This window comes from Roseofilum sp. SBFL (assembly GCF_017746885.1).
GTDB lineage: Bacteria > Cyanobacteriota > Cyanobacteriia > Cyanobacteriales > Desertifilaceae > Roseofilum.
In genome coordinates, this window is sequence record NZ_JAGHZH010000166.1 from 15,301 (window position 1) to 35,806 (window position 20,506).

Genomic DNA, 20,506 nt, shown 5'->3' on the forward strand with positions numbered 1-20,506 from the left:
CCAACTCTGGGTAAAGAACCATGATTCAACCAAAAACTTTATTCCTGTCCACCCTAGCAGCGGGATTGATATTCACCCCACCCGCACTGAGTCTACCCGAAGCATCCATACTGGCTCAGTTTAGTAGCGAAGAACAAACGCGGATTCAAGTTTATCGCCAAGCAAGTCCTGCTGTAGTGACAATTAAAGCTGGACGAGGTTCAGGTTCTGGGAGTATTGTCCGCTCCGATGGTTTAGTGTTGACCAATGAGCATGTGGTTTCTGAAGCGAGACGGGGAAGAGTGGAGGTGAGAACAGCCCAAGGACAACGATATCAGGGTTATGTCATTGCAGTCGATCGCCGCAACGATCTAGCCTTAGTTTATCTGCAAACCAACGATACCCTACCCACTATCCCGATCGCCAATCGCCAAGGCGTACAAGTCGGTCAACAAGTTTATGCTATTGGTAGTCCTTTTGGCCTTTCCGGAACCATTACCACAGGTATCCTCAGTCGCATCGACCCAGAAAACAGAGACCTACAAACCGATGCAGCGCTTAATCCCGGTAATTCAGGCGGTCCCCTACTCAACTCCCGTGGGGAACTCATAGGAGTCAATAAAGCTATTTTAAGTCGAGATGGAACCAATAGCGGTATCGGCTTTGCCACCAATGCCTCCATTGCCCGCGAGTTTATTGTCGCCAATGGCAATCAACGCGATCCTGGCTTTCCGGATGATAGTGTGGCTCGACGCAATCCGAATTATCCTCCAGATAACGGTAATAGTCGCGATCGCTTTTCCGATCGTCCCCGTTTAGGCGTAACTGTCGATCAGGATTTAATTGTATTAGAAGTAGAACGGGGTTCTTTAGCCGCAGATATTGGTTTTCGACCTGGCGATCGTCTGTTAGCGATTAATCACCGTCGTTTGCGAGGAGTTAATGACCTGATCGGCTTTCTTGAAACCCGTCCCCGCTCCATGTTGCTCACCGTGCGACGCAATCGGAGAATTGCCGAAGTCTTGGTTGAGTTTTAGAGCAATAGGCAATAGGCAATAGGCAATAGGGAAAACCGTTTTACAGTTTTCTGGAGCTGTATCCCCGTCTCCCCTCATCTCCGTGTCTCCCCATCCCCGTGTCTCCCCATCCCCGTGTCTCCCCATCTCCAGAAGCGCTATAAAGGATAAGGGGGAAATGATTCAGGAGTAAGAGCGTGATACGGGCGATCGCCGATTGGTTAGAGAGAAAATGGGTAAACCCAGCCTATGCTGGATGGTTGCTGGGTGCTCTGATGGTCTTTTTCTTTGGGGCAGCGACCAATACCATGGTGGGATGGTTATATGTGATGAGTGGTATTATCGCCGCTCTGCTATTTATGGCTGCTATTTTACCCGTGCGATCGCTACGCGGCCTAAAGATCCATCGCCGTCGCATTCGCCCCATCAGCGCTGGAGATCGTCTCACTATTGAACTTGATATCGAAAATTGCACCAACCAAGCCAAAACCCTGCTCCAAGTTCAAGACGTACTGCCCTTTGTCCTCAGTCCTCCCCAAACCACAGCGATCGCCCATATCCCCGCTCACAGCGCCTACAAGTGGATTTACGATCGACCGACCCAAAAAAGAGGAATTTATCGTTGGAGTACCCTACAGCTTAGAACAGCCGCCCCTTTGGGGTTATTTTGGTGTCGCCGTCGCCGAGAAGCCCCTGCTACGGCGATTGTTTATCCCCAAGTGTTGCCCCTGCGAACTTGTCCCCTGATTGATGACCTAGGACAAGACCAAAGCCCCAAATTTAAACGCGACCATCAGGGGGTACAAAATGCCACAGAAGGTCTGACTCGCTCCTTGCGCCCTTATCGCACTGGAGATCCCTTAAGGCTAATTCACTGGCGTACCAGCGCCCGCTATGGGGACTTAAGGGTGAGAGAATTGGAAATTATGGCTGGTGGTGACGATGTGGTGATTGCCCTCGATACGGAGTTTGCTTGGCATCCAGAAACCTTTGAACAAGCCGTTATTGCTGCGGCTTCTCTCTATTTTCATGCCTCCCGGCGGCAAATGAATGTTAAACTCTGGACCGCGTATACGGGACTTATTCAAGGTTATCAAGTCGTCTTAGAGAGCCTTGCGGGAACTACCTTTGGCGAACAGGCGCGTAATTTACCCAATTTACCCTTAATTGTACTCACTCAAAATAGCGATCGCCTCAAGCAACTCCCTATCGGCAGTCGTTGGGTCTTTTGGCCCCCAGAAGATTGGTCGGGTAGCCTTAAAGAGGATTTTAAGGGTTTACAAATTGTAGGAGATCGCCCCCTAGAGTCCCAATTGCAACAGCCTCTTTGAGGGAATTGTGGAACATGGAGACGCGAGAAAAGCTCTCCCTGAGCGGAGTTGAAAGGAGCATGGACACGGATATGTCCTATTCCCTATTACCCATTACCTATTACCCAATCATGCTTTCTAAACGCTTTGAAGATGCCCTCATCTTGGCGCACCAACTGCACCAAACCCAAATCCGTAAAGCTTCAGGAGTTCCGTATATTGCCCATCTTCTGGGAGTTGCCAGCATTGCCCTAGAATATGGTGCAACTGAAGATGAGGCGATCGCCGCCCTATTGCATGATGCCATAGAAGATCAAGGAGGAGAAGCCACCCGCGATCGCATTCGAGAACAATTTGGAGAAACGGTAACTGCCATAGTCGAAGGATGCACAGACGCTTACACCATCCCCAAACCTCCTTGGAGGGAACGCAAGGAAGCGTATCTTGCCCACCTTCCCCAAGCTTCTGCTTCCGTTCGCCTCGTCTGTGCTGCAGATAAACTCTATAATGCTCGCTCCATTGTCAAAGACTATCGCCAAGTGGGAGAGAGCATCTGGGACAGATTCAAAGGCGGAAAATCAGGAACCCGATGGTACTATCAATCCTTAGTCGAAGCTTTCCAACAAGCTGAAAATACGCCCATCGTCCAAGAACTTGCGCGAGTTGTGAATGAAATGACACGGTTAGGGCATAGAGAATAGGCAAAACACTTGTACCCTATTACCCTTTTCTTTTAAAAAGGATGCTCTTCTTCTTCTTCTGATTCTGAAGGGGAAGAGTTATGCTCAAAATTTTCCGGTTGATGTAAGGATATTTTGTCTGGAATATCAATCACTTCTCCCCCAAAAAAGTGGGCAAATTGTTCAGCCGCTTGTCTGACGTTCTGTTTTTCCTGTTGTTTTTTCTGGTCTAAATTCGGTGCGGGTGGAGGCGCTGGCGATTGCAGGGCAACTGACACGGGCTCAATCGGCGTTTTGGGAGTTGGCGGGAGCGGATTAAGAGGTATTTTTTTTTCTGTGCCATCAACTACTAACTTGAATTTGACTTCAACTGTCTTATTAAAAGTTTTCTCAAACGCTTCTTTGAGTTGGGGTTTTGAATTTTCAACACAATCTTTCATCCCCCTTTTTTTGATCCCAATAAGAACAATATTTTCTTTTAATTCCAACAAAATACAATTGATAGAAAACAAAGGTTTAGTGCCTCGCAAGTCTAGGTTATCAAGGACGGTTTGCCAAAGTTGTTCTAAGTTATCTGAATTAACGGGAGTTACGGGTTGGGTGCTTTGTGCTGGGAAGGCTTGAGAATTGTTTTTGGGGGGATCAACCGGTTTTGGCCCTGGAGAAATGACGGGTTTTGGCGCAGCCGAAATACTGGGAACAGGAGGGTTAACGATGGATGCAGGAGTGGGTTGAACGGGGGGTTGGTTGGCTGAGAGTAGGCCTAATAAACTGACTTCTAACCAGAGTCGCGGTTGGGTGGTATTTTTCAGTTGAGTTTCGCTCTCTTGAAGATGCGTTTGAGCCGCTAAAATTTGTGGCAAACTGAAGTGTTGAGATAATTCGATCAATTGCTTCCAAGTCGAAGCAGTGAGAGCGACTAAATCTTGCCGATTTGGTGCGGTTCTAGCAATCAGTAAATCGCGATAAAAGCTAGTTAAATTGTGGAGTAGAGTTAGGGGTTCTCGACCCCGATCTAAGATATTTTTAGTTAAGTCGAGAATATCAGCCGGATTGGGTTTGCTAATTGCCTCTAACAACTGTAATAAATCGCGCTCTGGTACTGACCCCACTAAGTCCCAAACCTGTTCTACACCCACTTCGGTTACGTCATCTGCACCGACTAATAAGCTCAGTTGATCGAGTAAACTTTCCGCGTCGCGGAGTCCCCCTTGGGAAATTTGCGCCACTAAAGTTATTGCTTCCTCGGTAATAGAGATCGCCTCTTTGTTCGCAATATCTTTTAAGTGATGCACCATCGACTCCAGGGGAATGCGTCGAAAATCGAACCGTTGACACCGGGAAATAATCGTCGGCAGTACCCGTTGCGGATCGGTGGTCGCGAGAACAAATACAACGCGGTCTGGCGGTTCTTCCAAGGTTTTCAGCAATGAATTAAATGCCGCCGTACTCAGCATATGACATTCATCAATTACATAAACTTTATACCGACATTGAACCGGTGCAAACTGCGATCGCTCAATAATTTCCCGAATATTATCGACCCCCGTATGACTCGCAGCATCGAGTTCCATCACATCCAAAGAAGAGCCTTTTGTAATAGAGACACAAATCTCGCACTCACCGCAAGGAGTAGCCGTGGGCCCCTGGGTCTGAAGACAATTGAGAGACTTGGCTAGAATCCGCGCACTCGAGGTTTTCCCCGTTCCCCTCGGCCCCGCAAACAGGTATGCGGGGGCGATCTTATTCCGGTTTAGGGCATTCGAGAGCGTTTGCGCGATCGCCTCCTGTCCCACTAACTGGGCAAAGGTTTGGGGTCGATATTTATGATGGAGCGGTTCGTAAGTCACAATCGGTAATGGGTAATCGGTAATGGGTAGTAGGTAAACCCATGAATTGTTGAATAAATCTTCAGCTCCTAATCATACATGCTATCTTGATGTAAAGCCTCAGCAGTTAGATCGGCACTCTTGTTTGGTAAACCTTGCACAAAAGTTGACCATTTTTCCACTCTCTCTTCTATAGTCAATGGAGTATCACATTGAAGAGGGAAGAACACCAACACCTCCCCCTCTTGGCCTTCATAACCAGAGGGAACTTGAATTTCCACTTTATCGCCCGGCAAGACTTTAGTCGCGATCTGAAGGGCAGACTGCATCAGGGGAGGATTCATGGTTAGGTACACCAAATATAGCGTCACAACTACTCTATCGCAATCGTTCCGCGATCGGCCGGTAGCCCTGAGTTTTGCCATCCTCTTCAAAACCGCGCCCTTTTCAGGGAAGATAAATAAAGAGAGTTTATACTCTCCTGATGCGATCCAAATCAACCGATAGATTAAGTAACCTTATGAATTCAGTCCTCGCCCCTGAGCAGAACTCAACCAGTGAAACCCCCTTATCTCCTGTGCAGCAGAGCCGTCCTGTTTTCCCTTTTACTGCAATTGTGGGACAGGAAGAGATGAAACTCGCCTTGCTGCTCAATGTGATTGACCCGAAAATTGGGGGAGTGATGATTATGGGCGATCGCGGTACGGGTAAATCTACCACTATCCGTGCTTTGGCCGATTTATTACCCGAAATCGAAATCGTCGCTGATGACCCCTTTAACAGCGATCCCCACAATCAAGAACTGATGAGTGATGAAGTCAGACAACGGGCGAGCCTCCAAGAAAATCTCCCCATTACGCGCCGCAAAGTGATGATGGTGGATTTGCCCCTAGGTGCAACCGAAGACCGGGTATGTGGAACCATTGATATTGAAAAAGCCCTTTCTGAAGGGGTAAAAGCCTTTGAACCGGGACTATTGGCGAAGGCTAACCGGGGGATTTTATATGTGGATGAGGTAAATCTGCTTGATGACCATTTAGTCGATGTCTTACTCGACTCTGCCGCCAGTGGATGGAATACAGTAGAGCGCGAAGGCATTTCCATTCGCCACCCAGCCCAGTTTGTGCTAGTTGGTTCCGGAAACCCAGAAGAAGGGGAACTCAGACCCCAATTATTAGACCGGTTTGGAATGCACGCGGAAATTCGCACGGTTAAAGAGCCAGATCTACGGGTGAAAATTGTGGAAGAGCGCTCTGCATTTGATAGTCATCCCCAGGAGTTTTTACACCGCTCTCAAACCGAACAGGAAGCGCTGCAACAAAGATTGGTAGAAGCTAGAGAACGCCTATCTTCTGTCAACATTGATTATGAATTGCGGGTGCAAATTTCCCAAGTCTGTTCGGAATTAGATGTGGATGGTTTGCGTGGGGATATTGTCACCAACCGTGCGGCTAAAGCGTTGGCAGCATTTGAGGGACGCACAGAGGTTACTCTAGAGGATATTCAACAAGTGGTTACCCTCTGCTTGCGCCACCGTCTGCGCAAAGATCCCCTAGAATCGATTGATTCTGGCTATAAGGTGCAAAAGGTTTTTTGCCGGGTGTTTGGTTTAGCTGAACCCGAAGCTTAAAGCTTGTAGGGGCGAAAAATTTTCGCCCTATATCCGTGTTCCCGCGTCTCCTCATCTCCCTATCTCCACAGCCTATTCTCGGTCTTCAACCCAACTGGATCGCCAGGCAAATTCCGCTTGGGCGATCGCGCATTCTTTTTGTTTCCGCTGATAGTCTTGTCCCCTAGAGTACAAGCGATCTTGTAAATGACGCAGTTGCTTGCGGTAGCTTGTCACCCTAGCCTCACTAAACTCAATATCCGATAGGCGCAGGTTAATCAGCATGATTTTCAAGGGCAGAGAAAAGGGTAAAAGGGCGATCGGATCGCGATCGTCATCTTCTTCCTCATCGTCATCTTCTTCCTCATCTGGATCGTAGTCTCCCTTCTGTAAGCCAATAATCACTGGAGGAATTGAGTCTTCATATTGCTTGAGTAAGCGTTCTGGCAATTCAATCTGGCCCTTCAACTCTCCTTTTCTTCTAGGAGTGAGAAAGTTTTCTGCCTCAATCACTAGATTTAAAATATTCGGTAGACTAGGGGCGAGGGACTCTTGAGTGCCCATGGCCTGTTTAGCCACTTCTATCAAAGGTTCAGGTATATTTTCAGTAAAAATATTGGCTTTTCTCAAGAGCTGATTCACTTCATGGGAGAAGTGTTCTAATCGCTTGAAGATCTGTTTTTCTATATTTTGTTGCCATTGAGCTAAGGCTTCTGGATTCTTGATTAAGGGGTATTCTTCCTCCGATTCCATTACCTTTAAGTCTAAGGAGGGTTCGTTACGCTCTTCTGGGTTCTCGTCCTCCTCGTCCTCCTCCTCTGCCTCTTCTGAGGGCAGAGCCAGAGGGGTTTCTAGAGGGCGGCTGACTATTTCCTGAATTTCCGCTTCTGCTTGTTGGGCTAAACATTTAACCCTTTCCTGTAACTTCTGTCTTCCGGTTAACGAGAGTGCCAAAAACTCGTGAGGATACCCTTGGGTACAAATCTGATAACTGGCTACAATTAACTGATGGCGTACCGCTTGCCCTAAGTATTGGGTATAGTGACCATAGGCTTGATAAAATTCTTCTGCTAAAGAGGCGATCGCACTTTCCAACTCCTCGATCTCTCGTTCGATTCGCTGTAGGGGTCTAGCCATAATTCTATATTTACTCTAGGATTTTCTATCAATTCCACCTGGAGATAGCAAAGGAGCGTAAACTCTACGCCCCTTATCTAAGCTAGCAAACTTCCACTAGCTCACGGGGTAGGGTGGCCATTTGCCCCCCTAGCATCCCTTATTTACCACTGGCTTGAGCCGCTACTTCTTGAGCAAAGTTGCTCTCTTCCTTCTCAATGCCTTCACCCAAAACAAAGCGAGCGAAGCGGCGTACCTGAATATTTTCACCTAACTGGGCGATCGTCTCAGTCACCAATTCACCAACTGTCTTTGCTTGGTCTTTAACATAAGCTTGATCCAGTAAGGTTAACTCTTTCAGGCGTTTTTCAATCCGTCCAGCAACGATTTTTTCCTTGATGTTATCGGGTTTCTTGGCTAAATCATCCCGTTCCATCTCAATCGCTTTTTCTTTCTCGACGATCTGCGCCGGAATTTGGTCTATGCTGACATATTCAACATTCGGACAAGCGGCGATTTGCATGGCAATATTGCGCACCAGGGTTTGGAACGCTTCCCCACGAGCCACAAAATCGGTTTCGCAGTTGACTTCTACCAAAACCCCAATTCGACCACCCGTATGGATATAGCTATCTACTAAACCCTCTGCTGCAACACGAGAGGATTTTTTCCCAGCCGAAGCAATCCCTTTTTTCCGCAGCCATTCTGAGGCTTTTTCTAGATCGCCATCGTTTTCTGTGAGCGCTTTTTTGCAATCCATCATGCCAGCGCCCGTTTTTTCCCGTAGCTCTTTAACCAGTTTTGCTGAAATTTCTGCCATGTTAATTCAGATTTTTGATTACACCAAAGTGCTTACGCACGGCTGCTTACTCTTTCTTGACATCCTCACCGGGTTGAAGACACGGTGATTCTTTATTTCATCCCCGCGGAGCGGAAACCTCACGTTAGTGAGAGCTACCCTCCGCAGGAGGCTTTAGGTTTCTGTTTCAGTGCAACTGCCTCCACCCACTGACGAGTTTATAGTCTTACAGAAAGCTCCACAGACTATCCCCGCAAGTTTTGCGGTTTTTATGGGTCATTCTTCAACAAAAAAACTTTGTTGTTAGTTGATTCAAGGGTTGGATCGTCCATTACCCCATCCTCTTTTCCCGATTTACCGCAGCTCTGTGCGCCACTGGTTAAAACCAGATGTCGTCACGTAAAGGCTGTCTGTTACGTCTGCATCGCGGGTGGGTCATTGACCACTTCATATTATATTGTAAAGCCGTGCTAGAAGGACGGGCTTTCCCCCCAAACTTTTGAAGATCCGGCCTTGATAGCCTATCAAGGCGATTTCTAGCTTTCGTTACTCTCCTCCTCCTCTTCTTCTCCATCTTCATCAAAGTCTTCATCATCGAAGTCTTCTTCAGCATCTGGATAATCCGTATCCTCTTGGTCATCTACATAAACTTCACCATGATGACCTTCATAAATAGCATCTGCCAGTTTACCCACAATTAGCTTAATCGAGCGAATAGCATCATCGTTGGCAGGAATCGGATAATCGACTGGATCGGGATCGCAGTTCGTATCTAGAAGGGCTACAATCGGGATATTGAGTTTAATGCACTCCTGAACAGCATTATACTCGCGCCGTTGGTCAATTACTACTACGATATCGGGCACTTTACGCATCGTTTTAATGCCGCCGAGATATTTTTGTAATTTACCCATTTCCCGACGTAATACGGACGCTTCTTTTTTCGGGCGCAAATCCAACGCACCACTATTTTCGAGGCGTTCGAGTTCTTTTAAGCGTTCTACCCGATTTTTAATGGTTGCCCAGTTGGTGAGCATTCCACCTAACCAGCGCTGATTGATATAGTATGCACCACAGCGAGAGGCTTCTTGGGCAATAATTCCGGCTGCTTGCCGTTTAGTTCCCACAAACAAGACTTTTCTGCCTTGTTCAGACATGGTACGCATGTACTGATAGGCTTCTTCGATTTTCTGGGCGGTTTGTACCAGATCGATGATGTGTACTCCGTTGCGGGAGGTGTAGATGTACTGGGACATCTTGGGATTCCAGCGACGGGTTTGGTGTCCGAAATGAACTCCAGATTCTAATAACTGAGCAAGTGAAACAACGGGCATAGGGTTTAATTCTCCTTTCGGGTTTATCCTCCATCTAGGTGGATTGATTTCCATATAGGAAACACCCGAACCTCCTAGATGTGCGTGTTTAGACAACCTTACTATTAAACCACAGTTTAGGGGAATTCGCCACCCATTCCTGAAGTACAGCGCGACACTGCAAACAGGTCAAATTTTGGTAAAGCTGATGGATACCTTCGGGAGTATGGGGATAGACAACACCGAGGCGATCGCGCTCCACTGTAATGTTGGGATCGATCTGAGCCACACATCCATACAATTTCTGATTAGAAAAGGAACTATTAATCAGCCATCCTTGTTCATTGAGTAACCGAATCTGCAAAATATAGCGCTTTGCGCTAGGGAATAGGGAATAGGCTTTTGCTACATAGCTTTGAGGATTTAACACTGCCCCTCATAACAGCGCAAAGTGCTGTATCCTCTTCAGCAATAACCAATTCACGCTCAAGAATATGGGGTACAACCTCCAAGGGCTTTCCTTGATATAACTTAGAGTCAAGATATAACTTAGAACAAAATGAGCTTAGTGGTGCAGAAAACTCCTGAAAGACTAATACTCTCGACTGGACTCCTCAAAGGTGACGTTTTTACGATCGGATCATTGACCATGGACGACACAGCGATCTGCACCACTAAAGAGTCTTGAGTCAGAACTTGTGCGCGTGCAGTACCTCCATGACATCACAGAGATAGGAGATACCCGAAAAATCGTCAAAATACCTCCCTGCAACCTCATCTGCAATCTTCACCGCCATTTCCCGACTAGGGGTCAGTACCTCAAACTTGATATTCGTGAAGTCATCGCCGACACTAGGTTTTCCGGGCGATCGCACACCGCGACTGCCTTTACCGCCAGCAGGCACCACCGTATAACCGGGGGCTCCGGCTGCATCGATGATCTTGGCGACCTTTTTCTCTAGCAACTTTTCCGTGACGATGACGAGCTTGGTTGCTTGCTGAGTCATGATCTGTTTTACCTCCTAATGCTTGTAGTCATTGAACTTGGTCGTTGTGTTTCTTGCCTGCGGAATATTGACGCTGGCGAAGAAGTGATTAGCTCACACATAAAGGCTGTGCGCTTGTTGAATGAAGACGACGCAGATATTAACATAGTCGCCCCGTTAGTTGCTGCCGGACAAAGCGGCAGACTTCAACCCATCTGGGATTCAGCCACCCAGCGCCTGGGCGAGACTGATGAAGAGCGGTATTCCCAAGGCCAGCGCAACTGGCGTACCGACGGCTGTGGACGAGCCGATATAGGCGGAGGGATTGGCCGACGGGATACCCGCTCGTAATGTGGGCGGCCCTGAGATGTCTGAACTAGAGGCTGCGATGACCGCGAGGATCACAACCCCGCCAAGGCTGAATCCCGTGATGTAGTGAGCAATCATGCCGAGACCGAAGGCTATAAACCCATGCAAGAGCGGTGCAATAAAGGCATATAGGGCGTACCACTGGCCGACCTTACGCAGTTCACCAATCCTTGCTGTGGCCTCCATACCCATTACCAGCATTAGTATTGAAAGCAGACCGCGAAAACCAGGATTGAAGAAGCTATCATAAACACTTTCCGGCCGGGTTAGGATGCCTAGGGCGAGGCCGAGCAGCAGTGCCGATAGGGCAGATCCCTGGAGACTTTCTTGGATGATGGGCCAGATCTTGACGCGCTCGCTTCCAGTATCGGGTTTAGGATACCCACTTGCAACAATGTCCTGGTCGCTGGGATAACCACCTGCGCTACTAGAATACTCCCCTGCAGCAACCGGCTGCTTATTGAGCTGCTCCTGTGCATCACGACGCTGCTTTTGCTTACTGGTATAAATGCTGGCCAAAACGATCGCTGTCACCAGCGCTGGGATGTCCATGAAGGGATAGAGTGCGGCGGCCCAAGGCTCGTATTGCAGATTTTCCGATTCCAGTATCGTCAGACCGGCGGCGAGGGTAGAGCCACTCACGGCACCGAACAAGCCAGCGGTCGCAATGGCATCCACGACTTTGACCTTCGGCAGTATGCCCAATGTATAACGCCCGATGAAGACAATAAGGATACCAATGATCGCGGCGAACGCTGCGGGCAACAACATCTCTACTAGATTGGCGTTGCGGATAGCAATGCCACCGCTCAGGCCGACTTTGATCAGCAACATGAAGACGATGAACTTATAGATCGGATCTGGAATAGTGAGGCGGCTATTGACGGCGGCAACGACCATACCACCGATCAAAAAGCCGAGGGTCGGGGATTGTAATTTCCCTAGAAAGAGCGTCAAGAAATCGGATAAAAAATCCACGTTTTAATTCCTCCTTAATCAGATTTTATAGGATTCAGGACGGCGGGCAAGCGAACAATTTCACTAAGCAGTGGTGAGTCCTGTTCGAGAATGAGTTGAGTTTTATAAAAGACAAGACCTATCTGTTTTAACGTGAGCGATCGCCCACTTCATTCAGGTATATGAAGTAATCCATAGATTTTTGTCTATACAACTTATTTTGTCCTCGTCAATTAGTCTATAGCAAAAACTTAAGAAAGTATTTATTTGGCAAAATTAACTTTTAAATCTAATTGATAAGTTATATTTATCTTTTCTGGCTAAATCTGCTTTTTCTACCTGTCAACAGTCAACGACTTGACGTTGATTATCCTCAAGCTGCTTTCTAATTCAGTCTATATACTGAGAATTATTTTTTGCTAACAAACTGAGTGATTTACTGCTTTTCACAGATTGAAGTTGTTTCCTCTGAGGTTCATTTCCCCATAATACGGATCAATCGATTAGTCGCTATTACCAAGACTCACCAATGAGGCAATTTATAGAACGGGATCATTGATAGTCCTGGCGATCCCAACATTTAGTCAATCGATTCATTTTAGAATAAAATATTAGAAATTCAAATCAACAGACTACCCTACCATTGGAGAGTTTAGGGTAATATGCAAGTACAATAGAAAGTCTCCTAAAATATTTATTAATTTTATAGATAATCCTCTACTAAAGATCGAGGACTGGAGACAAATATTCCGTATATTCATATACACTTTCTACCACCAAGGAAAACCGGTTCAACAATGAAAGTCTTTAACAGGATCAATTTTAATAACCTACAGGGGGATATCTTTGGCGGTTTAACCGCCACAGTCATTGCCCTTCCGATGGCTCTGGCCTTCGGGGTCGCCTCTGGTGCAGGGGCTGAAGCTGGACTCTATGGTGCAGTTTTGGTTGGCTTGTTCGCTGCTTTATTCGGGGGAACGCCTACCCTCATTTCCGAACCTACCGGGCCGATGACCGTCATTATGACTGCCGTTATTGCCAGTCTAGTGGCCTCCTATGGTCAAGAGCAGGGTATGGCCATGGCCTTTACTGTGGTAATGATGGCTGGGGTATTTCAGATTCTCTTTGGAGTTCTGAAGTTGGGAAAATACGTGACTCTCATGCCCTATACAGTGATTTCTGGGTTCATGTCAGGGATTGGTTTAATTATGATCATCCTGCAATTGGGGCCCTTCTTAGGTCAGGATAGTCCCAAAGGCGGTGTGGTTGGAACCATTACAGCCCTACCTGATTTATTGGCGAATATTCAACCGACAGAATTAGGTTTAGCGGCGCTCACTGTAGCGATTCTCTTCTTAACTCCATCAAAAATTAAGCGCAAAGTCCCCCCCCAATTGATTGCTTTAGTTGTGGGAACTATTGTCTCGGTTACTCTCTTCGGAGGTGTAGACTTAAGGCGGATTGGTGAAATTCCAAGTGGTTTGCCTAGCTTGCAATTCCCTGTTTTCACGTTTGAAGCTCTAAGAACGATGTTTGTTGATGCTCTCGTTCTAGGGATGCTTGGATGTATTGATGCACTGTTAACTTCTGTGGTGGCTGATAGTTTAACCCGTACTCAACATGATTCTAATAAGGAATTAATTGGTCAAGGATTGGGGAATATCATGTCCGGTTTATTCGGCGGAATTGCCGGTGCTGGGGCAACGATGGGAACAGTGATCAATATCCAAACGGGAGGACGTACGGCTCTCTCTGGCATAGTTCGTGCAGTTGCTTTACTTTGTGTTGTTCTGTTTGCTGGCGGATTAACCCAAAATATTCCCTTGGCAGTCTTGGCAGGGATTGCCCTGAAAGTGGGGATTGATATTATTGACTGGGGCTTCCTGAAACAAGCTCATAAAGTTTCGATGAAAGCAGCCCTAATTATGTACGGGGTGATCGGATTAACGGTATTTGTAGACTTGATTACAGCCGTTGGTGTTGGGGTCTTTATTGCCAATATCTTGACGATTGACCGGTTAAGCGAACTTCAGTCTAATGATGTGAAGACGATTACGGATGCTGATGATGCCATCTTGCTTAATGATGAAGAGAAAGAATTGCTCGATCGCGGAAATAATCGGGTACTGCTGTTCCATTTAAGCGGGCCCATGATTTTTGGGGTGGCTAAGGCGATTTCCCGCGAGCATACGGCGATGGAAGACCATGATATCCTGATTGTTGATTTGACGGATGTGCCGGTGATGGGGGTTACGTCTTCTTTGGCGATTCAAAATGCGATTCAAGATGCTCTTGATGAAGGCCGTCAGGTGATGATTGTGGGTGCTTCGGGTAAGGTGAAACGGCGGTTAGAAAAGTTGGGTGTATTAGCTGCATTGCCTCCCAATCACTTGTTTGTAGACCGTACAGAAGCTTTACGTCAGGCGATCGCCTTGCTGGAGTATGAACAATATGAGCCTCAAACCAATGGTGCTGCTAGTGTTCCCTCTTCTACTGATTTATCTCACTCTTCAATGAATAATTGAATTCAATTTCTCTGTTGGTCGATTAACCTGCCATTTACTTCGGTAATGTCAGGTTTTTCTCTGGGCGATCGCCTTCTCATTGAGGAGAGGACGATCTCTTTTTCTTTTCCCAGAAGCCTAAAGGCTACTTTCAATGACCTGGCGATATTGGCTTTTTTGTTTCACTCCTTTGAGTTCTTGTAATAACGCCTTATCCTTAAACACTTGTACGGTGGGAGTCCCAGTAATACCAGCATTTTCAGCAATGTCTTGATCGGCTTCAATGTCAATTTGCACATAATGAATTTTGGAGTCAAATTCATCAATAACTTTGCTGAGAATCGGTTTTAGGGTATGGCAGGGGCCGCAGGTGGGAGAGGTGTACATTACCAGTAAGGGGCGATCGCTTTCATGGAATAATTTGCGTAGGGCATACCCTCCCGTATGGCGTGTTTCCTCCAGCTTAAATGTCTCTTCTGTATCAGTTTGCGTCGTCGCAGCCGCAGCAGTTTCCGATGGCTTTTCTCCTTCTTCCTGCTTAAATTCCTGACCTAATCCTTTCGCCGATAACCACCGCTCGGCTAACATCGCTCCCATACAGCCCGTTCCAGCAGCCGTGATTGCTTGTCGGAATTCATGGTCTTGCACATCGCCAACCGCATAAACTCCTTCCACACTGGTTTGTACCCCATGTTCGGTAACAACATAACCCACATCATCTAACTTTAATTGCCCTTGGAACAGTTGGGTATTGGGAGTATGACCAATCGCATAGAATAAACCACCCGCAGGCAAATCCTTTTCTTCTCCCGTTTGGTTATTCTTGACCTTCACCCCCCCAAATTTCGTCCCTTCTCCATAGACATCTACCGCTTCCGTATGCCAATGAACCGTAATTTTAGGGTGAACTAGGACCCGGTCTTGCATCGCTTTAGAAGCCCGCATTTCGCCCCGTCGCACCAGTAAATGGACATGAGACCCATATTTAGTCAAATAGACCGCTTCCTCCGCTGCCGTGTCTCCGCCACCAATCACCACCAGTTCCACACCCTTGAAAATCGGAGTTGCCCCATCACAAATGGCGCAAGCGGAAATGCCGTTACTCCAAAACTCCTGTTCGTGGGGAAGACTGAGCCGTTTAGCCGTCGCACCCGTAGCAATCACAATAGTATGAGTTTTGAACTCTCGTTCCTCAGACCGTACCGTAAACGGCCGCTGACTTAAATCAACAGAAACCACATCTTCCGTATATAACTCCGCTCCCCATCTGACTGCTTGCGCTTTCATTCGATCCATCAGTTGCGGCCCCGTAATACCATCGGGAAAACCAGGAAAATTCTCCACTTCTGTCGTGGTCATCAATTGTCCCCCAGGAATTCCCCCCATCTGATACCCTTCAAAAACCACGGGCTTGAGGTTCGCCCGACCCGCATAAATAGCGGCGGTAAACCCGGCCGGGCCGGAACCGATAATCACCAGATTCTCTACTGTAGGGCTGCTCATATTTATATAAACTCATAACGACTACGCTTAGTATAGCGCATTAAAGGCCGATACGCCCGATAGACAGGTTAAAATGAAGCAGAAAGACTAAGCAAATGGTGGATAACCGAATGGAAGAGATTGAAAAAATCCGCGATCAATTTAATGCTCTGCCTTATTATAATGCCCCTTTAGAAGCAACTCCCAAAGTAGATCCTTCTTCGCTTTATATTCATAATATGGTAACCGCGTTTTATCGGCGAGACCAAAAGGTAATTGACACAGCTGGTAAAGTCATTTTAGATGCTGGATGTGGGAGTGGCTATAAATCTCTGACCTTAGCCGAAGCCAATCCTGGGGCTAAAATTGTCGGCATAGATCTATCTGAAAAATCACTTGAAATTGCTCGTGAACGCCTGGGCTTTCATGGTTTTAAAGATGCTGAGTTTCATGTAATGTCCATTGAAAACATTGGCACTCTCAACTATGCATTTGATTATATTAATTGTGATGAAGTATTGTATTTGATTCCGGATGTTCTAGACGGATTAAATTGTTTTAAGTCTGTTTTAAGGAAAGAGGGAATAATTCGAGCAAATTTACATAGCAAAATCCAACGCAGCCAGTATTTTAGAGCGCAACGAATATGGAAAAAGCTAGGATTGATGGATTCCTCACCCCAAGAGACTGAATACAATTTAGTCCGAGAAGCTATGCAAAACCTAAAACCAGGAGTGTTTCTAAAGAAAGTTGCGTGGGCCAGAAAACCGGATAATTCTAATGAGTACCTCGCGATGAACCACCTATTTGTTGGAGACAAAGGTTTTGAAATTCCCGATTTGTTTGATTTAATCAGACAGTCAGGAATGGAGTTTGTAGGTATGGTTCATGATTCTCAGTGGGATCTACTAGGTTTGTTTGAGAATTGGGACGAATTACCCATTGAACTGATGATCAAATTTTCTGAGTTATCTACAGAGGAACAACTCCATATTCATGAGCTATTCCACTCCCAACAACGGTTATTGGATTTCTGGTGTGGCCATCCTCAAGGCGATCGCACCATAATCCCTATTCAGGAATGGACAGATGAAGAGTGGCAGCAAGCGCAAGTGCATTTACATCCGCAACTGAGAACGGAGCAGTTAAAGCAGGGAGCGATCGCCTCTATCACGGAAATGAGCGCCCTACCCTTAAACCACTATCTTCCCCTAGATCCAGGGACAACCCCTTTAATCGATAGTGGGATCATCAGTATTTTACTGCCTATGATTGACGCTCCCTGTGCTTTTAGAGATCTGGTGGAGCGATCACAAAGGCTCTATCCATTTGATCCATTCACTGGGGAGGCGATCTCCCCCTCCCAAGCGACTCAAAAAGTGAAAGACCTGCTCATACCTCTGTACGAGATGGGGTATGTATTACTAGAGTCTTAGGCTAAATCGGGAAAAAATTTTTGATCGGGGTGATATGAAACCAGAATGGGGTGGGTAAGCTATAGTCAATGGAGTTAGAAATCTTAGTTCATCCACCCCCAAGGAGAAGTAGATCATTATGAAGACTGAATTTAGAACCAAGTTCCTGCAACACCTGATCGAGAAGAAAGAAGACGAAGGATTTACCCTGATTGAGTTGCTGGTCGTTATCATCATTATCGGTATCCTGTCAGCGATCGCTCTGCCCTCCTTCCTCAACCAAGCCAACAAAGCGAAACAATCTGAATCCAAGCAGTATGTGGGTTCCATGAACCGCCAACAGCAAGCTTACTACCTGGAAAAAGGTGGATTTAGCTTTGACCTGGGAACTCTAGGATTGGGTATTGAAGAAGAGACGGAGAATTACAAGTACGGAATCAGTACAACCACAACTACACAAGCAGATATCACCGCAAATAGCACTGTAACTAACTATGGGGCTGCCAAACCAACAACCTTGAAATCTTATGTTGGGGGAGTTGCAGCAGTAAACCTGATAGCAACGAGTGAATCGACTACTCTAGCGAGTCTGTGTGAAGCCAACGATGCCGGTACTCAGCCAAGGGTGCTAAACTTTACAGGAACAGCAGCCCCTGCATGTCCCACTGATTATACAAACCTGTAAGGTTAATTAGTAGAGCATTTCTGTTTTGAAGCTACTACAAAAGGAAGGTAGCAGCAAAGTTCTCAAGGGTGAGTCATCAATGGATCTCACCCTATCTCTTTTGCTGCAACATGCTCATTTTAAGATTTCAACACCTAGAGATATCATGAGAAAATCATGACTCCATTAACCCAAAATTGGCAACAACAAGGGCTAAAGTTTTTAAGGTCAAAGGAGTACAGCCAGGCTTTAGAACTCTATCAGCATCAGATAGAAATCGTTTCAGCATCGAAGCAAGCCCATTGGTACTTAGGATTAGCTCTACTGCTACAAGGACAAGAAATGGAAGCCCAGGTCGTTTGGATGTTAGCGATTGGGGAAGGGAGTGAACAAGAAACGGAGCAATATATAGCTGAATTAGTCAGTGTTCTACAAACTGAAGCAGATATACAACAAAACAATAACGAACAGACAACAGCTTGGATGATTCGCCACCATATTCGTGAAATTGCGCCTACTAACCTTAAGAATCTCCTAATACTCATCGGATTAGACCTAAAATTAGATCAATTAACTCAAGAAGAAGTTGACAGGATAGGGATAATCCCAATTCTTGAAGCTAGTCCACAGATAAGCAATCCAGACTTCTATGCTCTATTGCAGATTTTACAACTCTGTCTAGATCAGCAGCCTCTCAACCCTTTTACATGCACTCTAGCAGAAGTTAGCATCTCCTATGCTGTATCTCACGATCCACAAGCCTTTATTAATATTCTGATGGAATCTTGCTTAAGGATTAATTATAACCTACGCAAACCAGATGTAGCCATTAAACTAAGTCAAATTGCACTACAGGTTGATCCAGAAAATATACAAGTATGGGAACATTTATCCGGTTTCTACTCTAAGGTTCCCGACTTCCAGCAGTGTATAGCCTCTGCTCAAAAGATGTGCGATTTAGCCAAAAATGACCTTGATAAAATCAGAGGTCTTTTTTCACAAATCACAGGATTCATGGGTGCGGGTGGATATTGGCAAGAAGCCGTCAATGCGTTTAGTCAGCAAGCTAAACTCCTCCTCTCCCTTGACCCAAAGAATGCATCAGATTATCTATTACCGGTTCATATCCGGATGTACAGTACCAGCTATTTCGTACCCTATTTTCAGGATGATGCCGAAAGAAATCGACACATTCACAACCATGTTGCCCAATTCTGTCAAGCAGGAATTGAACTACACGCTCATGAGAAAATTCAGCAGTATCGACAAAACTGGAGCTATCCCCAGAATCAGAATAAGCGACTAAAAATAGGTTACTTGTCTCACTGTTTTTCTAGTCATTCAGTAGGTTGGCTTGCCCGATGGTTATTTCGACACCATAATCGAGACGACTATGATATATATGGCTATGTTATTAACTACCGGGCGATGGGTAAAGATAAACTACAAGAGTGGTACATCCAAAATTTTACAGAAACTCGGAAATTGGGGATTAACTACGCTGATGTGGTTGAGCAAATTAGTCAAGATAAGATAGATATTCTTGTAGATATGGATAGCTTGACTTTAGATCTTAGCTGTGCAGTCATGGCAATGAAACCAGCCCCGATTCAAGTGAGTTGGTTGGGATGGGATGCTCCAGGAATTCCAACAGTAGACTATATGATTGCCGATCCCTATGTGGTTCCGGACAATGCAGATGACTACTACAGTGAAAAAATTTGGCGATTGCCACAAACCTATATTGCTGTAGATGGTTTTGAAGTCAGTGTCCCTACCTTACGACGTGAAATGCTAGATATTCCTAGTGATGCAGTGCTATTTTTCAGTTCTCAAAGAGGCTATAAACGTCATCCAGAAATGGCTAGGTTACAGTTAAAAATCATTAAAGAAGTACCAAATAGCTATTTTTTGATTAAAGGCTTTGGCGATCAAATCGCCATTCAGAAATTCTTTCTTCAACTAGCAGAAGAGGAAGGACTTTCTGAAGAGCGACTCAAGTTTGTAATGCCTACCCCCTCGGAGTCTATGCATCGTGCCAATATGAGTATTTGTGATGTGGTATTAGATACTTATCCTTACAATGGTGCCACCACCACTTTAGAAATTCTATGGATGGGTATTCCTATGGTAACACGAGTGGGACAACAGTTCGCTGCCCGTAATAGCTATACCATGATGATCAATGCAGGCATTACAGAAGGTATTGCTTGGACAGATGAAGAGTATGTCGAATGGGGCACTCGTTTTGGTAAAGAGCCAGAACTCCGTCAACAAGTTCATTGGCAGTTGAAAGAATCTCGCAAAACTGCCCCCCTATGGAATGGAAAGCAATTTGCCCGTGAGATGGAAAAAGCCTATGAACAAATGTGGACAAAATATGTAGACTCCAGTATTTGAAGAGTATTTGTGATATTTTATAGAAGAGTATTATCGAGCAAGCCTGATCGCAATCAATGATTATTCTAACCCAAGAAT

17 protein-coding genes are annotated in these 20,506 nt (G+C 46.0%); 8 read left to right on the forward strand and 9 right to left on the reverse strand.

What is annotated here, in order from left to right:
- Window positions 1–20 precede the first annotated feature (20 nt).
- The 3 genes from J7545_RS17880 to J7545_RS17890 all read left to right on the forward strand — a co-directional run bounded on the left by J7545_RS17880 (window position 21) and on the right by J7545_RS17890 (window position 3,006).
- On the forward strand, window positions 21–1,016 hold the full coding sequence (locus J7545_RS17880; RefSeq protein WP_318700824.1) for a S1C family serine protease: 996 nt from the start codon (window positions 21–23) through the stop codon (window positions 1,014–1,016).
- Between the two features lie 176 nt (window positions 1,017–1,192).
- Window positions 1,193–2,326 carry a DUF58 domain-containing protein gene (locus J7545_RS17885; protein WP_318700826.1) on the forward strand — a complete coding sequence of 378 codons (1,134 nt, stop codon included), beginning with the start codon at window positions 1,193–1,195 and terminating at the stop codon, window positions 2,324–2,326.
- 110 nt (window positions 2,327–2,436) lie between these two features.
- The gene (locus tag J7545_RS17890) at window positions 2,437–3,006 is read left to right on the forward strand and encodes an HD domain-containing protein (protein ID WP_318719938.1); all 570 of its coding nucleotides are present in this window, start codon (window positions 2,437–2,439) and stop codon (window positions 3,004–3,006) included.
- A 32-nt stretch (window positions 3,007–3,038) separates the two neighbouring features.
- Here the strand turns inward: J7545_RS17890 and J7545_RS17895 are convergent, their stop codons facing one another.
- Together J7545_RS17895 and J7545_RS17900 are read right to left on the reverse strand one after the other, a co-directional pair.
- Window positions 3,039–4,835, reverse strand: a complete 1,797-nt coding sequence (locus tag J7545_RS17895) for a DNA polymerase III subunit gamma/tau (protein WP_318700829.1) — start codon at window positions 4,833–4,835, stop codon at window positions 3,039–3,041.
- Between the two features lie 68 nt (window positions 4,836–4,903).
- Window positions 4,904–5,158 (reverse strand): hypothetical protein, encoded by a 255-nt coding sequence (locus tag J7545_RS17900; RefSeq protein ID WP_318719939.1) that lies wholly within the window; start codon window positions 5,156–5,158, stop codon window positions 4,904–4,906.
- Window positions 5,159–5,334: 176 nt separating this feature from the next.
- On the opposite strand from J7545_RS17900, the gene bchI reads away from it, so the two are divergent.
- Window positions 5,335–6,444, forward strand: a complete 1,110-nt coding sequence (gene bchI / locus J7545_RS17905) for a magnesium chelatase ATPase subunit I (RefSeq protein ID WP_318700831.1) — start codon at window positions 5,335–5,337, stop codon at window positions 6,442–6,444.
- 72 nt (window positions 6,445–6,516) lie between these two features.
- Here the strand turns inward: bchI and J7545_RS17910 are convergent, their stop codons facing one another.
- From J7545_RS17910 to J7545_RS17935, 6 genes are all read right to left on the reverse strand, one after another.
- Window positions 6,517–7,560, reverse strand: coding sequence for a hypothetical protein (locus J7545_RS17910; RefSeq protein ID WP_318700832.1), 1,044 nt, complete (start codon window positions 7,558–7,560; stop codon window positions 6,517–6,519).
- Between the two features lie 139 nt (window positions 7,561–7,699).
- On the reverse strand, window positions 7,700–8,359 hold the full coding sequence (tsf, locus tag J7545_RS17915) for a translation elongation factor Ts (protein ID WP_318700833.1): 660 nt from the start codon (window positions 8,357–8,359) through the stop codon (window positions 7,700–7,702).
- 515 nt (window positions 8,360–8,874) lie between these two features.
- Window positions 8,875–9,672, reverse strand: a complete 798-nt coding sequence (rpsB, locus tag J7545_RS17920; protein ID WP_318700834.1) for a 30S ribosomal protein S2 — start codon at window positions 9,670–9,672, stop codon at window positions 8,875–8,877.
- A gap of 88 nt (window positions 9,673–9,760) precedes the next feature.
- A complete protein-coding gene (locus J7545_RS17925) occupies window positions 9,761–10,081 on the reverse strand; it encodes a hypothetical protein (RefSeq protein WP_318700835.1) in 321 nt (106 codons plus the stop codon).
- A gap of 259 nt (window positions 10,082–10,340) precedes the next feature.
- Complete coding sequence (locus J7545_RS17930; RefSeq protein ID WP_318700836.1) at window positions 10,341–10,658, reverse strand: P-II family nitrogen regulator; 318 nt, start codon at window positions 10,656–10,658, stop codon at window positions 10,341–10,343.
- Window positions 10,659–10,859: 201 nt separating this feature from the next.
- Window positions 10,860–11,984, reverse strand: a complete 1,125-nt coding sequence (locus J7545_RS17935; RefSeq protein ID WP_318700837.1) for a sodium-dependent bicarbonate transport family permease — start codon at window positions 11,982–11,984, stop codon at window positions 10,860–10,862.
- Between the two features lie 776 nt (window positions 11,985–12,760).
- Between J7545_RS17935 and J7545_RS17940 the strand changes: the two genes are divergently transcribed.
- Window positions 12,761–14,488 carry a SulP family inorganic anion transporter gene (locus J7545_RS17940; protein WP_318700838.1) on the forward strand — a complete coding sequence of 576 codons (1,728 nt, stop codon included), beginning with the start codon at window positions 12,761–12,763 and terminating at the stop codon, window positions 14,486–14,488.
- A 117-nt stretch (window positions 14,489–14,605) separates the two neighbouring features.
- Here J7545_RS17940 and trxB read toward each other — a convergent pair whose 3' ends face one another.
- Window positions 14,606–15,970, reverse strand: a complete 1,365-nt coding sequence (gene trxB, locus J7545_RS17945) for a thioredoxin-disulfide reductase (protein WP_318700840.1) — start codon at window positions 15,968–15,970, stop codon at window positions 14,606–14,608.
- A 95-nt stretch (window positions 15,971–16,065) separates the two neighbouring features.
- Between trxB and J7545_RS17950 the strand changes: the two genes are divergently transcribed.
- From J7545_RS17950 to J7545_RS17960, 3 genes are all read left to right on the forward strand, one after another.
- Complete coding sequence (locus tag J7545_RS17950; protein ID WP_318719940.1) at window positions 16,066–17,385, forward strand: class I SAM-dependent methyltransferase; 1,320 nt, start codon at window positions 16,066–16,068, stop codon at window positions 17,383–17,385.
- A 118-nt stretch (window positions 17,386–17,503) separates the two neighbouring features.
- Complete coding sequence (locus J7545_RS17955) at window positions 17,504–18,049, forward strand: type IV pilin-like G/H family protein (protein ID WP_318719941.1); 546 nt, start codon at window positions 17,504–17,506, stop codon at window positions 18,047–18,049.
- A 156-nt stretch (window positions 18,050–18,205) separates the two neighbouring features.
- Entirely contained in the window at window positions 18,206–20,428 is a 2,223-nt protein-coding gene (locus J7545_RS17960) for a hypothetical protein (protein WP_318719942.1), read from the forward strand.
- Window positions 20,429–20,506 lie beyond the last annotated feature (78 nt).

Coding starts and splice junctions, on each gene's coding strand:
- J7545_RS17880 (WP_318700824.1), top strand. CDS start 21: ATGATTCAACCAAAAACTTTATTCCTGTCCACCCTAGCAGCGGGATTG.
- J7545_RS17890 (WP_318719938.1), top strand. CDS start 2,437: ATGCTTTCTAAACGCTTTGAAGATGCCCTCATCTTGGCGCACCAACTG.
- J7545_RS17900 (WP_318719939.1), bottom strand. CDS start 5,158: ATGAATCCTCCCCTGATGCAGTCTGCCCTTCAGATCGCGACTAAAGTC.
- bchI (WP_318700831.1), top strand. CDS start 5,335: ATGAATTCAGTCCTCGCCCCTGAGCAGAACTCAACCAGTGAAACCCCC.
- J7545_RS17910 (WP_318700832.1), bottom strand. CDS start 7,560: ATGGCTAGACCCCTACAGCGAATCGAACGAGAGATCGAGGAGTTGGAA.
- tsf (WP_318700833.1), bottom strand. CDS start 8,359: ATGGCAGAAATTTCAGCAAAACTGGTTAAAGAGCTACGGGAAAAAACG.
- rpsB (WP_318700834.1), bottom strand. CDS start 9,672: ATGCCCGTTGTTTCACTTGCTCAGTTATTAGAATCTGGAGTTCATTTC.
- J7545_RS17930 (WP_318700836.1), bottom strand. CDS start 10,658: ATGACTCAGCAAGCAACCAAGCTCGTCATCGTCACGGAAAAGTTGCTA.
- J7545_RS17940 (WP_318700838.1), top strand. CDS start 12,761: ATGAAAGTCTTTAACAGGATCAATTTTAATAACCTACAGGGGGATATC.
- trxB (WP_318700840.1), bottom strand. CDS start 15,970: ATGAGCAGCCCTACAGTAGAGAATCTGGTGATTATCGGTTCCGGCCCG.
- J7545_RS17950 (WP_318719940.1), top strand. CDS start 16,066: ATGGTGGATAACCGAATGGAAGAGATTGAAAAAATCCGCGATCAATTT.
- J7545_RS17955 (WP_318719941.1), top strand. CDS start 17,504: ATGAAGACTGAATTTAGAACCAAGTTCCTGCAACACCTGATCGAGAAG.
- J7545_RS17960 (WP_318719942.1), top strand. CDS start 18,206: ATGACTCCATTAACCCAAAATTGGCAACAACAAGGGCTAAAGTTTTTA.